9 protein-coding genes are annotated in these 15,617 nt (G+C 69.5%); 3 read left to right on the top strand and 6 right to left on the bottom strand.

The window, feature by feature from the left end; translation table 11 throughout:
- Positions 1 to 63 precede the first annotated feature (63 nt).
- Both UAJ10_RS06470 and UAJ10_RS06465 read right to left on the bottom strand, forming a co-directional pair.
- Positions 64 to 2,139, bottom strand: coding sequence for a phosphocholine-specific phospholipase C (locus UAJ10_RS06470; protein ID WP_322914563.1), 2,076 nt, complete (start codon positions 2,137 to 2,139; stop codon positions 64 to 66).
- A 69-nt stretch (positions 2,140 to 2,208) separates the two neighbouring features.
- Entirely contained in the window at positions 2,209 to 4,959 is a 2,751-nt protein-coding gene (locus UAJ10_RS06465; RefSeq protein WP_322914562.1) for a TonB-dependent receptor, read from the bottom strand.
- Positions 4,960 to 5,177: 218 nt separating this feature from the next.
- Here UAJ10_RS06465 and UAJ10_RS06460 point away from each other — a divergent pair, with 218 nt between their 5' ends.
- The 3 genes from UAJ10_RS06460 to galA all read left to right on the top strand — a co-directional run bounded on the left by UAJ10_RS06460 (position 5,178) and on the right by galA (position 10,692).
- On the top strand, positions 5,178 to 6,254 hold the full coding sequence (locus UAJ10_RS06460; RefSeq protein ID WP_322914561.1) for an ROK family transcriptional regulator: 1,077 nt from the start codon (positions 5,178 to 5,180) through the stop codon (positions 6,252 to 6,254).
- A 141-nt stretch (positions 6,255 to 6,395) separates the two neighbouring features.
- Positions 6,396 to 7,703: an MFS transporter gene (locus UAJ10_RS06455; protein ID WP_322914560.1), complete on the top strand. Its 1,308-nt coding sequence runs from the start codon at positions 6,396 to 6,398 to the stop codon at positions 7,701 to 7,703.
- 109 nt (positions 7,704 to 7,812) lie between these two features.
- On the top strand, positions 7,813 to 10,692 hold the full coding sequence (gene galA, locus UAJ10_RS06450; protein ID WP_322914559.1) for a beta-galactosidase GalA: 2,880 nt from the start codon (positions 7,813 to 7,815) through the stop codon (positions 10,690 to 10,692).
- Here galA and UAJ10_RS06445 read toward each other — a convergent pair.
- From UAJ10_RS06445 to UAJ10_RS06430, 4 genes are all read right to left on the bottom strand, one after another.
- Positions 10,683 to 11,879 (bottom strand): ROK family transcriptional regulator, encoded by a 1,197-nt coding sequence (locus UAJ10_RS06445; protein ID WP_322914558.1) that lies wholly within the window; start codon positions 11,877 to 11,879, stop codon positions 10,683 to 10,685. The two genes, galA and UAJ10_RS06445, sit on opposite strands and share 10 nt — an antisense overlap.
- A gap of 86 nt (positions 11,880 to 11,965) precedes the next feature.
- Positions 11,966 to 13,342: a family 4 glycosyl hydrolase gene (locus UAJ10_RS06440; protein WP_322914557.1), complete on the bottom strand. Its 1,377-nt coding sequence runs from the start codon at positions 13,340 to 13,342 to the stop codon at positions 11,966 to 11,968.
- A complete protein-coding gene (locus UAJ10_RS06435; protein ID WP_322914556.1) occupies positions 13,320 to 14,258 on the bottom strand; it encodes a carbohydrate kinase family protein in 939 nt (312 codons plus the stop codon). Before UAJ10_RS06435 ends, UAJ10_RS06440 begins: the two co-directional genes overlap by 23 nt.
- Positions 14,255 to 15,613 carry an APC family permease gene (locus tag UAJ10_RS06430; RefSeq protein ID WP_322914555.1) on the bottom strand — a complete coding sequence of 453 codons (1,359 nt, stop codon included), beginning with the start codon at positions 15,611 to 15,613 and terminating at the stop codon, positions 14,255 to 14,257. The genes UAJ10_RS06435 and UAJ10_RS06430 overlap by 4 nt, the downstream gene beginning before the upstream one ends.
- Between the last annotated feature and the right edge of the window lie 4 nt (positions 15,614 to 15,617).

Here is a 15,617-nt window from a genome sequence, read left to right as displayed (position 1 = left end):
GTCCATCCAGAGCCAGGCGCGTTTATCCAGAGACGCGCTTGCGCGCTGGCTGTATGAGCCCTTTCAGCTCGACGCCCCCCATGCCGGATCGGACCGGCCCGGCCTGCCGGTTTCGATATGGCCGGCCAGGCGCCAGCTCAGCTGGCCGGCGGACGCCGCCAGGGTCAGCGTGGCGTCGTACCATCCGTCACTGGCCGCGGTGGGCCAGGACAGCGCGCCGGATGCCCCGGCCGCCACCGTCGCCGTGACGGGCGCGGCCCCGTAGGCGCCGTCAGTCACCTGCGCCCGCACCGTCCCGCCACCCTGGTTCCGCACCGTCAAGGCCAGCGTCATGTCGGCCGTGCCAGGCGCGGCCGACAGCGACAGGCGGGTGGCCATGTCCGCGCCGGCCGTCAGGTGGCGCAGGAAGCCATTGGGCCCCAGCACCAGCACATCGCACCCCTGTCCGGCTGTCAGCGGCAACGGCATGGGCAGGCTGGTGCCGGCGGCGAGCGTGTGCCGGGCCGGGCCGGCGCCGGGCGTCAGCCGGTCGAAGACGTGGAAGACCGCGGCGGTCCGGCCCCTGTTGTGGAAGAGCAAGGTGGCCGGCTGCCCCCCTGCAGCCGCGACCAGATCCACCGCCAACTCATACGGCGTGGGCCGCAGCGGGCGCTGACCGGGTTCCTGGGGCAACGGCGTCTCGTGGCGGCGGGGTGTCGGGTCCGGCCGGTGGGCCTGCGCCTCGACCTCGGCGCGATAGCCGCGCGTGTCCGGCAGGGTCACCGGCATCTGGGGCGCCCGCGCGAAGTCGAAGGCGCTGGTCAGGTCGCCGCACACCGCCCGGCGCCAAGGACTGATGTTGGGCTCCGCCACGCTGAACCGCGCCTCCAGGAAGCGCAGGACGGAGGTGTGGTCGAACACTTCCGAGCAGACGGCGCCACCCGTGGTCCAGGGGGAAACGACGATCATGGGCACCCGGGCGCCCAGGCCGAAGGGCTGGCCATCGCCGGCGTTGATCTCACCGGCCAGGTCCACGTTCGACTGGCCGCCGCCCGGTCCCGCCGGGGGGGCCGGCGGCAGCACATGGTCGAAGAAGCCGTCGTTCTCGTCGTACAGCACGAACAGCGCGGTATGGCGCCACGTTTCCGGATTGGCGGTCAGGGCCTCCAGCACCGTGGCGATGTAGGCGGCGCCGTCCAACGGGGCATAGCGCGGATGTTCGGAGTGGTTGTGCGGCGGCATCAGCCAGGAGACGGCGGGCAGGCGGCCCGCCTTGGCATCGGCGGCGAAGACGCTGGGTGGTCGGCGGGTCATCGCCTTGGTGTGTAGCGGCGACCCCACCGGAGCGTGGGCGAACTGCGTGAAGAAGCGCAGGGCGTTGAAGCAGCTGACGCCGTCGTTCTCATCCACCGCCGGGCGGTGACGCGGCCGGATCATGTCCTGGACGTCGATGGTGAAGGGGCCGTCCGCGTCCACCCCCTGATAGACGCACCAGGAGATGCCGGCCTGTTCCAGGCGCTCAGGGTACGTGGTCCAGGAGAAGGGCGGACCGTTCAGCGGCTGGAAGTCCGGCCCTTCCGCCGGTTGTTTCAGCACCGGGCCGCCGGCCCTGCCGAAGGGATCGGCCGTGCCCGTCATCAGATGGATGCGGTTGGGATTGGTGGCGCTGGGCGTGGAGCAGAAGAAGGCGTCGCAAATGGTGAAGGCGTCCGCCAGGGCGCAGTGGAAGGGGATGTCGGCGCGGGTGTAATGCGCCATGGTCAGCGGCCCCTTGGCCGGCACCCAGTTGTCATTGCGGCCCCCGTTCCAGGCGGCATGCCCATCCACCCAGGAATGGGGCAGGGAGGCGATGTTCTGGGCGGCGGTCGCGGCCCCGTCCAGGGGGAAGGGGCGCACATGCCCGCCCTGGCCATCCGCCTGGCGCCAGATGTCGCCGTTGCCACCGGGCGCCGTCGCCCGGTCGTGGAAGCCGCGCACGCCGCGCAACGTCCCGAAATAATGATCGAAGGAGCGGTTTTCCTGCATGAGGATGACGACATGGCGGATGTCGCCCAGGCCGCCGCCGGCCGGGGGCGGCGACAGGGCCAGCGCCCGCCGGATGGGGGCGAGCAGGGCGGCACCGCCGGCGGCGGAGAGGAGATGGCGTCGGGTGAACCGCACGGCGGTGGTCTCGCGTCGATAGGGTGAAAAAGCGCCCCGGGGACCATTGCCCCCGGGGCTTACGGTCCGTCACAGGTCGGGCGTGAACCGCACGCCCACCCAGAACACGGTGGGGACGGAGTAGCTGTCCTTCAGCAGGTTCTGGTTGGGGCCCACCAGGCTGGTCAGGCGGCTATGGGTCAGGTTGCTGGCCTCGCCGAACAGGGTGACGCTGTCGCGCACCTTGTAGCTGGCCTGCAGGTCCAGCTGTTCGCGCGGCGCCCAGTACAGGTCCTGCCAGGCGATGTCCGGCACGATGGACCGCAGGGCCTTGCCCTGGCGGTTGTAGGCCAGGCGCACCTCGAAATCGCTGTCGCTATAGAACACCTGGACGTTGCGCGTCTGGTTGGGCTGGCCCACCAGGCGGCTCAAGGTGCGGGTGGCGCCGTTGGACCGCAGCACCGACAGCTCCCCCTCCATGAAGGACCAGTTGCCGCTGACGCCGAAGTCGCGCAGCCACGGATGGATCCATTCCAGCGAGTTGACGATGGCGTTCAGCTCCACCCCCCGGATGGAGGCGTTGCTGGCGTTCTGCGGGGTGGAGACCACGGCGTTGCTGTAGGTGACACCCTGGTAGGTGTACCCGATGGAACTGGCGGTGAAGATCTCGTCCTTGATGTCCTTGTTGAACAGGGCCAGCGACAGCAGGCCGCCGCCCTCGTTGGGCAGCTTGTAGTCGAAGGCCAGGTCGACGTTGGTGGACAGGCGCGGCTTGATGTTGGGGTTGCCGATGGTGACGGACACGCCGGTGGCGTTGGGATTGCCCAGATCCGAGGCGTTGGTGAAGCTGATGGAGGTGCGCGCGGCGTAGGCGTCGTAGCTGGGCCGGCCGATGGTCTGGCTGGCGCCCACGCGGACGTCCAGGTCGTGGGTTATGTCATAGCTGGCCAGGGCGGAGGGCAGCAGGTAGTCATAGCTGGAACTGGTCTTCAGGTCCGTCCACGCGCCGGAGATTTTGGCCCGGCTGATCGTGTCCTGGTCGGTGCTGTCGTTATGCAGGCCCACCTGGGCGTGGAAATCGTCCAGGGCATAGGCGACCGTGGCATAGGCGCCCACCGTCTGCTCGACGTGCTTGAAGTTGTCCTGATTGTTGAAGGACGACTGGTCGGTCAGGTTGAACCAGGACGGGTTGGCGTTGAACACGGCCCAGGCCTTGGCCGGATCGATGGTCAGCAGGTTCAGGCCGTTGGAATATTTCATGGGCGCGCCGGCCGGCCCGGCGGCGTCCACCAGCAGCACGCGGCCGGCGGTGTTGTTCGGCTCCCAATCATTGCGCCAGACGTTGTAGTCGGGGCGGTCGTCGGTGAAGCTGGCGCCCACGGCGAAGCCCAGGCCCTGGTCCTTGGCCCCCATGTTGTAACGATAGTCGGTGCGGGCGTTCTTGATGTCGTCGTCGGCCGAGCGCTTGGCATCGCGCCAGTACAGCCCGCCGTAATTCGACAGGTTGTAATAGGCGCTGGGCGGCATGGCGAACTGCTGGTTCAGCTGACTGGTGTCGTAGCTGAAGCCATAGGCGGGCTTGGCCGCGCTGGAGGTGATGGCGCCGGCGGAACCGGGGGCGGGATAGCTCACCCCGCTCATGTACTTCACCATGTTGAACGGCTCGCGGTAGGTTGACCGCGACATGTCGCCCCGTACCGACAGCACCTGGTTGTTGGCCGGGCGCCAGTCCATGCCCGCCTGCGCCAGGTTGGTGCTGGTGATGATGTTGGAATGCTCGAACCCCACCTCCACATCCCCGCCGGGATAGCTGCCGGAGGTGGGGGTCTGGTTGTAGACCCGCGCGGTGTTGCGGGGATCCAGGATCACCTCGTTACGCTCCATCGTGTCGACGAAACGGTAATGGCCCAGCGTCAGGAAGCCGTAGAGGCTGTCGGTGGGCTGGGCTTCCAGCTTGGTGGTCACGCCCACGCGCTGGCGGCTGTCCTCAACATACCAGTACTTGTCCTGCTGCGGCACGGCGATGCCGTTGCCCAGGTTGTTATTGCTCTGCAGGACGCCGGCGCTGTTGTAGAAGTTGTAGTGGACGGTGTCCGTCGTCATGTGGGTGTCGGTGAAGCTGTCCATCTTCTGGTAATTGGCCGACACCACCACGCCGAACATGTGGTCGGGGCCGAAGGTCATGCTGCCCGTGCCGCTGATGCGCCGGCCCAGCGGGTCCTGGCTGCGCGGCTGGCCATGGTCGTTGGCCATGCCCAGCGCGCCCTCGGCCGTGAAGAAGGGGCGGCCGCCGTTGTCGAAGGCGCTGCGCGTCTTCAGGTTGATGGCGCCGCCCACGGCGTTGGGGTCGAGATCAGCGGTGAAGGTCTTGGTCACCTGCAGTTCGCTGATCATGGAGGTGGGCAGGATGTCCAGCCGCACGCCGCGCCCCATGGAACCCAGGTTGCCGTTGGGCGTGCCCGGGCTGGCGATGGGCACGCCGTCGATGGTCACGTTGTTGTAGGCGGGCCCCAGGCCCCGGATGACGGGGGTCGCCGCCTCGTCGCGTGGATGCTCGTTGTCGGTGGCCGGCAGGACCGACAGGCCGGGCACGCGCCGCAGCGCCTCGACGATGGTGCGGTCCGGCAGGGACTGAGCGTCGTCGGCGCTGATGACGTCGGTGACGCCGGGCGTGTTCAGCTTGGTGTCGATCGCCTTGGCGTTGGACCGGCGCACGCCGGTGACGATGATCTCTTCCGGGCTGTCGGCGGTATCGGCGGGTGCCGCCGTTTCCGCATCCGTGGCCGGCTGCGCCCAGGCGGTCGTCGCGTGCAGGAGCCCCCAGGATAGCGCGGATCCCATCAGCACGCGTCGGCGGCGTTTATCACAGAGCATGGTCCCCAACCTCATTTCTTTCCCCTGGCCTGTTCCGGCCCTTGAACCGCGGATGGAACCGCAGGCGCCCATGGCGCGTTAAATGTATGCAGTATGCATACTATGCGGAATGTATGACGTCTTGATGACGGCGCGGGCTTATGTCTCTATGACGCTGTCGTCACCGTTACCGGCTGCCTGTTCCCATGCGGATGTTCCCCGATCCCGATCCCGCCCTTCCCATGGTGTCCGTCACCCGGCCCGTCAGCGAGGGCGGGCGGCGTATCCTGGATCTGCTGTTGAAAAGCGGGGGCTTGAGCCAGGCGGAACTGACCCGCTCGCTGGATCTGTCGCAGCCGACGGTGACGCGGTTGCTGCAGGGGTTCCACCAGGACGGGCTGGTGCGCACGGCGGCGCGGCAGGCGGACAGGCCGGGCCACCCCAGCGTCCACGTCTCCCTCAATCCCGACTTCGCCTATGCCCTGGGCGTGTCGCTGCTGGGCGACGCCGTGTCCATGACGCTGATGGACTTCACGGGCAAGGTGCGGGGGCAGCGGCGCGCCGCCATGCCCACCATGGCGCGGCCGGTGGTGCTGGAGCGGTTGCGGGCCTTCCGCCGGGAATTGGAGGAGGAGACGGGCATCGATCCCCGGCGCCTGGTGGGCGTGGGCGTGGGCATTTCCGCCTTCTATGTCGGGCGGGGGCGGCTGTTCAACCCGCCGGCCTACCTGGACGATTGGGCGATGGTGGAGATCGAGCCCATTCTGGAAGAGGCGCTGCGCCTGCCGGTGCGGGTGGACAACGACGGCACCGTGGCCGCCATCGGCGAAAGCCTGTTCGGCGTGGGCCGGCGCTGCCGCAACTTCGCCTACCTGCACCTGACCAACGGCTTCGGCGGCGGCATCATCGCCGATGGCAAGCCCTTCCGGGGCCAGAACGGCAACGCGGGGGAATTCGGCGGCATCTGGACACTGGCTGGCGTGACCTATGCCAACCTGGACCTGTTGCAGACCTGCCTGAAGAACCACGGTCATGTTTTCGCGACGGTGGAGGACATGGTGCAGGCCATCGACGTGGGCTGGGACGGCGTGGCGGATTGGCTGGACCAGGCGCAGCCGTCCTTCGCCATGCTGTGCGGGCTTCTGGCCTACAGCATGGACCCCGGCCTCATCGTCATCGGTGGCCGGCTGCCCCGTCCATCGCCCAGGCCCTGGCCGACCGTATCGTCGTGCCGGTGCCGACCAACCGCCGGGGCTATCCGCCCCCGCTTCCCGCCGTGGTGATGGCGGAGGCGCCGGGAGACCCGGTGGCGCTGGGCGCCGCCGTCATGCCCCTGCGCGAGGCGTTCTTCGCCTAACGTCCTGTCATAAAGCCGCAATGGCGCGCGGGCTAGTGTGCCGCCCGAACAAAGCCGGGTGGGCCGGATGTCCAGCGTGGATGGGAATGGCGGCCCGGAATGGGCGCGGATGCTGCGGGTGGCCGTCTGGCGCGCCTACAGCGTCGGCCATTATGGCAAGAGCCTGATCTGGTACAGCAGCGAGCTGCTGTTCGCCTATTTCCTGACCGAGGCGTGCGGCCTGCCGCCCCGTGCCATGGGGGCCGTGCTGGCGGTGTCGCTGGTGATCAACGGCGGCACCGACATGGTGATGGGCCATGTGCTGCGGCGCCGGGCGGCCACCATTCCCGCCGCCGCCCGCCTGCACGCCCTGGGCAGCGTCCTCGCGGGGGCCTCGCTGCTGCTGTTCCTGGCCACGGGGCTGGTGCCCGCCGGTTGGCGTATCCTCTACGCGTTCGCCACGGGGCTGCTGTTCCGCCTGACCTACGCCCTGTACGACGTGCCGCAGAACGCCGTGCTGGGCATGGTCGCCGGTGACAGGGCGCGCACCGCCCTGTCGGCCCTGCGCTTCGTCGGCGCCGGTCTCGCCACCCTGTCCATCGCGGTGGCGGCGCCGCTGCTGCTGGCGCGGAGCGGGCCGGAACAGGCGCGCGCCTTCGCCGTCTTCGCCCTGGTGCTTTGGGTGCTGGGCATGGCCAGCGCCGGCTGGTTCTGGTGGGCTGCGCGTCGCGGCCTAGTCCTTGAACCTTCGATGCCGGCGATGACGCGCCCTTTCCTGTCGCAATTTCGCTTCCCCATGGCTCTGGCCGCCGTGCTGGCGGCGGAGTTCGTCCTGTCTGGGACGGCCTCGGTGTTCACGCGGCTGGAGCCTTATTTCGCCGCCACCGTCCTCACCTCCTCCCTGGCGCGGGGAACCGTCATGGCCTGTGTGGCCATCGGCGGCCTGGTCGGGCAGCCGCTGTGGACCCTGGTGGTGGACCGCCACAACCCGTCGGCCGCGTTTCGCGCCTCGGCGGCGGCGGCCATCACCGGGGCGTTGGCCTTTCTGGTCTTCGGCGCCCACAGCCTGCCGCTTACGGCCGCCGCCGCTGGCCTGTTGGGGACGGGCCTGGGGGGCATGAGCATGCTGTTATGGGCGGCTGCCGGGGCGTGCGCCGCGTCGCCCCCGCCGTCCGGTCATCGCCTGGCGCCGACGCAGGTGTTCGGGCTGTTGACCTTGTGCATCAAGGTGGCCTGCGCCGTGGCCATCCTGGTGGTCAGCGAGGTCCTGGTCTGGCGGGCGGGGGATCGTCAGGCCGTCGTTTCCACCCTGGGCCTGATCGTGCCCATGACCATCCTGCCTTCCCTGGGGGCCATGCTCTGCCTCATGCTCACCCCCAGCCTGCGTTTGACATGACGAGCCTATATAGAATGGAATTTCTAAATAATATAAATATGAAATAGCCGTTGCGACTTCGGAAGCCGCCCGCTAGCATCCACCGAGGAAATCAGCGGGGGAGGGCGCGGTGGGGATCAGCGGCAGGGACATCAGCCGGCGGCAGGTGTTGAAGACGGGTGCCGCCGTGGCCGTGACGGCGGCCGGATGCGGTCCCATCCATGCCGCGCGGGCCGTCGCGGCGACGGCCGGGACGGCACGGCCCCCCGCTTCGTCCCGCGAAGTACTGGCAGTGGACCAGGGCTGGCGCTTCTTCGAGGGCGACATCCCGTTCCCCGAAATCCTCAGCCAGGATGATTCCTACGACAACGCCAAGGCGGGCAAGGCCTGGGGGGCCGCCGCCCCCAGCTTCGATGATTCCGACTGGGCCGACGTGCGCCTGCCCCACGATTTCGTCAGCTTCCAGCCCATCGAGGCCGACGCCAACCGCGCCCAGGGCTACCGCCGGCGGGGCATCGCCTGGTACCGCACCGCCCTGCGCTTCGATCCGGCCGACCAAGGCCGCCATATCGAACTGCAGATCGACGGCATCGCCACCCACGCCACCCTCTGGTTCAACGGCACAGTCGTGGACCGGAACTGGAGCGGCTACAACGGCATCACCATCGACCTGACGCCTTTCGCCACCTTTGGCGACGATCTGAACACCCTGGCCATCCGCGTGGACGCCCACGCCATGGAGGGGTGGTGGTATGAGGGCGGCGGCCTGTACCGCCCTGTCCGCATCGTGAAGCGCGATCCCGTCCACATCGTCACCGACGGCGTCTACGCCCACCCCGTGCCGCGGGGGGACGGCTGGATCCTGCCGGTGGAGGTCACCGCCTACAACGCCGGCAAGACCGCCGCCGCCATGACCGTGGTCAGCACGCTGGAGGATGCCGATGGCCGGGTGGTGGCCAGCGGCCAGGCGCCGGTGACCATCCCATCCCTGGACCGGGGCGTCGCCCGGTTGGACCTGCCCGTCGCCAGCCCCCGGCTGTGGAGCGTGGAGGCGCCCACCCTCTATCGTGTCCAGACCCGGCTGATGGCGGGGGACCGGTGCGCGGATGCCGTCACCACCACCTGCGGCTTCCGCACCACCCGGTTCGACAAGGACAAGGGCTTTTTCCTCAACGGCCGGGCGCTGAAGATCAAGGGCGTGTGCGTGCATCAGGACCATGCCGGCGTCGGCACCGCCATCCCCGATGCGCTGTGGGACTATCGCATCCGCCGGCTGAAGGAGCTGGGCTGCAACGCCATCCGCTGCACCCACAACGCGCCATCGGCCGTGGTGCTGGATTTATGTGACCGGTACGGCCTGCTGGTGATGGATGAGAACCGGCAGTTCAACCCTGCGCCGGACACCCTGGCCCAGCTGGAATGGATGGTGCGGCGCGACCGCAACCATCCCTGCGTCATCCTCTGGTCGGTGTTCAATGAGGAACCGATGCAGGGGTCGGCCGCCGGTTATGAGATGGTGCGGCGCATGGCCCACGCGGTGAAGGCGCTGGACGCCACCCGCCCCGTCACGGCGGCCATGAACGGCGGCCTGTTCACCCCCGTCAACGTGTCCCAGGCGGTGGACGTGGTCGGCTTCAACTATCAGCAGGACAAGTACGACGCCTTCCACGCCGCCCATCCCGACGTGCCGTTGATCTCGTCGGAAGACACCAGCGCCTTCAGCACCCGGGGCGCCTATGTGACGGACAAGGACAGCCGCACCATCGCCAGCTATGACGACCCGGTGAAGGACTGGAACACCCACCGCGCCGCCTGGAAGGCGATCGCGACGCGCGACTTCATCGCCGGCGGCTTCGTCTGGACGGGCTTCGATTATCACGGGGAGCCGTCACCCTGGGGCTGGCCATCCAACTCTTCCTTCTTCGGCATCATGGATCTGTGCGGCTTCGCCAAGGCGGCCTTCCACATCCACCAGGCCCAATGGGTGACGGCCCGGCCCGTGCTGGCCCTGGTGCCCCATTGGAACTGGGCGGGGCGCGAGGGCCAGCCCATCAAGGTCATGGCCTGCGCCAACATGGAGGAGGTGGAGCTGTTCCTGAACGGCCGTTCCCTGGGCCGCCAGGCGGTCGATCCCTACGAGATGAACCACTGGATGGTGGCCTACGCCCCCGGCAGGCTGGAGGCGGTGGGCTACACCGGGGGCGCGGTGACGGCGCGCACCCAGGTGGAGACGACGGGCCCGGCCGTCGCCCTGAAACTGACGCCCGACCGTGACCGCCTGCGCGGCGACGGTCTGGATGCCATGCCCGTCACGGTGGCGGCCGTGGATGCCCAGGGCCGGCCCGTGCCGCTGGCCCAGGACATGGTCACCTTCGCCATCGAGGGCGGTGACATCATCGGCCTGGGCAATGGCGATCCCAATAGCGCGGCCCCTGAGAAGGGGGACCGCCGCGCCCTGTTCAACGGCCTAGCCCAGGTGATCGCGCGGACGCGGGCGGGTGGGCGCGGCCCCCTCACGCTGACGGCCACGGCACCAGGCCTCAAGCCGGCGAGCACGCGCGTGGCGATTGAGCCGGCGGCGGCCCCGGCGGGACAGGCGACGGCGCCCACCGACCTGATCCTGGACACCTGGTACGCCGCCCCCCTTGCCGCCACGGCGGAAGCGGCGCTGGCCTACCAAGGGGCGGACATGGCCGGTTGGGATGATTTCGGCACCCGCTGGGCGCACGACCCGCAAACGGCGGATGGCTTCACCCTATGCTCCGTCCGCTTCACACCGCAGGCCAAGGTGGGGCGCCAGGGTGGGCGCGTGGCCTTTCTGAGCCTGGTCGGCGCGTGCGACATCTATGAGGGCGGCCGCCTGCTGGGCCGCAAGACGGAAACGGCGCCGGGGCCGCTGACGGTGGACCTGGCCCCCAGAGCCGGCGACCGGCGCCTGGACGTGCTGTTCCGCACGCCGGCCGGGGCCGAGTTCGGCTTCAGCCGCAACGTCGCGGTGCGTCAGGCCTGACCGCTGGCCGGGGTACCGCGCTGGGCTTCCCCTGGGGCCCCCCGTTGGGCCCGCTGCGCGGCGGTCTTGTGCAGGACGTCGTGCTTGGGCAGCAGCCGGTGCAGGAAGGGCAGGGTGGCGGCCCCTATGGTCATGGCATCGGGCGCCACCACGATGCGAACGCGGCCCGGCAGGTGGGTCATCCCGTCCAGACGCCGGTTCAAGGCGCGGGCCAACTGATCCAGCAAGGGGCCCGGCAGCTGGCCGCTGAGATGGATGGCGGGTGGGTTCACCAGGCAGGTGATGGTCACGATGGGCCCTTCCAGCAGGCGGGCGCAGGTGTCGACCCAGTCCGCCGCCAGGGCTTCGCCCTGCCCCGACAGGGTGGACAGGCCCTCCAGGCTGTCGGTGGTCAGCCCATGGGCCGCCATGTGGCGGTGCAGGCCGGGCAGGGAGACGATGCCGCCCATGCCTTGAGGGCCCATGCCCTGGGCGGCCGACGGCCCGCCGTGGGGTATCAGCAGACTGATGTCGTTGCCGTGCCCCCCGGTCCCGGTGAAGGGCCGGCCGTGCAGAACCAGGCCGCCGCTCAACTCCCGCCCGATCAGGATCTGGAAAAAGCTGGGTTCATGCAGGCCGGGTCCGAAATGCAGGTCACCCGCGGCGGCGGCGACCGTCATGGTTTCGGTATGGATGGGATAGGGCAGCCGCGCGGCCAGCCGGCGCACAACCTCCGCCGCCAGGGCCTGGCCGGGATCCGACGCATAGGCCAGGCCCAACCCCATCGGCGCCGTGGGCCCGGCGTCCGCCGGACCGCACAGCTCCTCGACACCGCTTTGGATGGCGTCCGCCCAGGCGGCGGGCGCCTTGCGCGGGATGAGCCGGGTCAGGCGGTCCACGACCCGCCCGCCCAGGTTCATCAGCGTCAGGGTCAGCCGGTCCCCTTCCATATCCGCGCCCAGGGCCAACGCCCCCGTGGGGTTGATGGACAGAAGCCGCCCGGGCCGGCCCCGGGCGTGGACCGGCGGGTCCCGTTCCAGCAGCAGACCATCCCGTACCAAGCGCCGGCAGATATAGGCCACCGTGGGCCCGGTCAGGCCGGTGATGGTCGCAACCTCCGGCCGGGACAGCGACCCGGCGGCGCGGATGCATTGCAGGATGATGCGCTGGTTGTGGTCCCGCGCCTGGGCGCCGGTCGTCCCCGACAAGCCTTCGCCCACGGATACCCGGCGGGCGGGGTGCGGGGGTGCGGGCGATGGGCACATGGGCCGTCCTCTCCCTCGCGAGGCTGGGATCAGCAGTGGATGCAGCGGTCCAGCAGATCGTGCAGCAGAGGGTCCGACGGTTCCCATTCCCCAATGGCGGGATGGATCAGGAAGGCCATGCGCGCCGTCAGGCGGTCCGTGTTCATGGCGGACCGGATGGCCGCCCGCTCATAGGACTTGACCGACTGCACCAGGCCGTGGACTTCGTCGGGCAGGGGCTCCAGCGGTTCGGGGATGATGCTGTCGCGGCTGATCTGGCAGGGCGTTTCGACGATGTCGCCGTCCGGCAGGTTGGGCACGGCGCCGTCGTTGCGGGTGTTGACGATGATGCGTTTCGGCTTGTCGCCGCACAGCGCCGTCATGACGTCCAGGGCGATGCGGTGATAGCCGCTGGCCACGCGGAAGGGATCCTCATCGAAGGGCGCGTCCTTGTCGAAGGCGGAACCGGCCGAGGCCTCCAGCTTCATGTAGGAGCCGGAGCGGCGGTTGAGGTAGGCGGCGTAGGCGGCGACCGCCCCCTCGCCATCGTCGGCCCCCAGCCGGTCCTTCAGGGTGGCGAACAGCTGTTGGTTCAACTGCTCCACCTCCGTGCCCCGGCTGCTGCCCTGGCGCTTCTGGTTCTCCAGCGCGCGGCGGCGGCTGTAATAGAAGAACAGGTACTCTGTGGGGATCAGCCGCAGGGTGCGGATCATGGCGAAGTCGAACAACGGGGCGGTGTACAGCTGCGACAGGATGCGGTCGTCGTCCAGCACACGGTCGGTCACGTCCTCACCGCGCAGGCGGATGCGGCGTACCCAGCCCAGGTGGTTCAGGCCGACATAGTCGCACACCACCTCGTCATGCCGGGCGCCCAGCGCCAGGGCGATGCGGTGCAGCAGCTCGGTGGGGGTGTCGCAGATGCCCACCACCCGCGCCTTGGTATGGGTGCTGATGGCCTGGGTGATCAGGCCGGCGGGATTGGTGAAATTGACGATCCAGGCGCCCGGCGCCAGCCGCTCCACCACCCGCGCGTGGTCCAGGGCCACGGGCACGGTGCGCAGGGCCATGGCGGCCCCGGCCGGGCCGGTGGTCTCCTGCCCGGGATAGCCGTGCTTGATGGCCGCCAGCTCATCCGCCGCGCGTGAGGCGATGCCGCCGACCCGCACGCTGTTCAGGACGAAGTCCGCGCCCGCCACCGCGTCCTCGATGGAAGCGGTCTCCCGGATGATCAGGCTGCCGCCTTCCTTGGCGACGACGGCGCGGCCCAGGGCGGCGATGACCTTCAGACGCTCCTGGTCCGGGTCGTACAGCACCATCTCGCGGGCGCCCAGGGCCGCCGCCGCCTCGTTGATGCCGAAGATGACCAGCGGGGTGCGCACGCCGCCGCCGCCGATCATCGCGATCTTACGATCGGTAGGATTGCTCATAAGTGCTCCATAGTTCCGTTCGGTCGGGGATGCCCCCCAAGGCGCCCGCCACCCGGGTGGACAGGGCGCCGCAAATGCAGGCGCGGCGCAGGCGTTCCAGCACCGGCGCGCCGTCCAGCAGCGCGTCGATGTAGCCCGCGTCGAAGGCGTCGCCGGCGCCGGTGGTGTCGATGGCGTCCACGGCCGGCGGGGTCGCGGTGACGGTGACGTCGCCGTCCAGGCCCATGGCGCCGCGCCGTCCCAGTTTCAGGACGGGGTTGGGCAGGGCCAGGCGGCGGACCAGGGTGAGATAATCCTCCGCCGCGTCACTGCCGCAGAACAGCGCCGCCTCCTTCTCATTGGGCAGCAGGTGATCCACGGCGCGGCAGGTGGCGTGGTTCGCCGGATCGGGCAGCCAGCCGGGCTGGAAGCCCACGTCCAGCGAAGTGGTGCAACCGGCGTCCCGCAGGGCGGGCAACAGGGCGCCCGCCGCCGCGCGATCCAGCGGCAGGGCGAAATGGACATGGCGGGCGCGGGCCAGGCCGGCCACCGTCACCGGGTCGGCCAGCAGGGCCGGCAGGGCGCGGTTGACGCCGATATGGGTGAAGAAGGACCGGTCCTCGCGGGTGGAAACGCTGATGCTGATCCCGGTGGCGCCGTCACCGACGCGCAGGCCGCCGGTGTCCAGGGCATAAGGGGCCAGGCGCTGGCGGAACCAGGCGGCGTCCACCTCGCCCACCAGGCCCACCAGCTGGACCGTGCGGCCCAGGCGGGCTAGGCCGCAGGCGGTGTTGGCGGCCCCGCCGCCCACCTCGCGGGTGTAGGCGTCGGTCACCACCTCCTCCCCCGGCCGGGGCCAGGTGGTGAAGCCGCTCAGCACATGGTCGATGTACAGTTCGCCGACCACGGCCACGTCGTGGGTCTTGGCCACGGTCATGGCGCCCGCCAGGCCGGCACCCGGAAGGGCCAGGCCCCCTCGCGCCGGGATTGCGCCAGGTAGATCGCCACGCCCAGGGCCAGCATGCCGATACCGATGGCGATGTGCCGGGGCTGGCTGGTGGCGACGATGTACAGCCAGCCGGCGATGGTGATGATGACGGGCAAGGGGTACAGCGGCATGCGGAACTGTCCCGGGGCAGTCGCACCCTGGGCCGCCCCCTGCCGGCGCAGCATGACCACGGCCACGCATTGGGCGGTGAACTGGAACAGGGTCTGGATGACGATCAGCACGGCGATCAGGTCGGCCAGCGAGAAGAAGCAGGCGATGGCCGAGGCCACGCCCATGAACAGCAGCGACACGGTGGGGAAGCGGCCCGTGGGATGCAGCCGGGCGAAGGGCTTGAAGAAGCGCCCGTCCACCGCCGCCGTGTAGGGCACGCGGGAGAAGCCCAGCAGCACCACCAGCGCCGACCCCCAGCTGGCGATCAGGATGAGGACGGAGACGACCACGCCGCCCCAGTGGCCGTAGATCACCTGCATGAAGTCCGCCACCACGGCGCTGGACTTCTGCGCCGTCTGCCAGGGCAAGGTGCCCAGGATGGACAGATTCAGGCCCAGGTACAGCAAGGCCACGATGGCGATGGACAGCAGCACGGCGCGGGGGATGGTGCGGCCGGGGTTCTTTATCTCCTCCCCGATCATGCAGACGTTGTTGTAGCCGCCGTAATCATAGACGGCGATCAGGGTGGCCGAGCCCATGCCCATCCAAAAGGCGCCGGTGGGCCTGAACGCCCCGTCAGGGAAGTCGAAGGCCAGCCTGGCGTCGAAATGCAGGGCGCCGCTGAACACGATCCACAGGCACGCGGCCACCACCACCACGGTGATGGCGATGGACAGGCGCTGGATGGAGCGGATGTCGCGGTACAACAGGGCGGTGTTCACCAGGCAGACGGCCGCCGCGATGGCCATCATGTGCCAGGGCTTCATGTCCGGGGCCAGGAAGCTGGCGTACTGCGCCAGGCCCACGGTGCCCGAGGCGATGGACAGGGGGCCGATCAGCAGCGACTGCCACAGATAGAGGAAGCTGAACAGCCGGCCCAGGCGGGCGGGTCCGAAGGCGTGCAGCAGGTAATGGTAGGGCCCGCCGGAGCGGGGGAAGGCGGATCCCAGCTCCGCCCACACCAGGCCGTCATAGGCGCACAACACGGCCCCGAGCAGCCAGCCCAGCATGGCCTGTGGCCCGCCCATGGCGGAAATGGCCAGCGGTATGGTGATGAAGGGGCCGATGCCCACCATGTTCAGGATGTTGGCGGCCAGGCCGCCACCCAGGCCGATGCCGCGGACCGGTTTCAAGGCC

Source organism: Nitrospirillum guaranorum, assembly GCF_034653275.1.
GTDB lineage: Bacteria > Pseudomonadota > Alphaproteobacteria > Azospirillales > Azospirillaceae > Nitrospirillum.
This window is presented reverse-complemented; position numbering and strand designations above follow the sequence as displayed.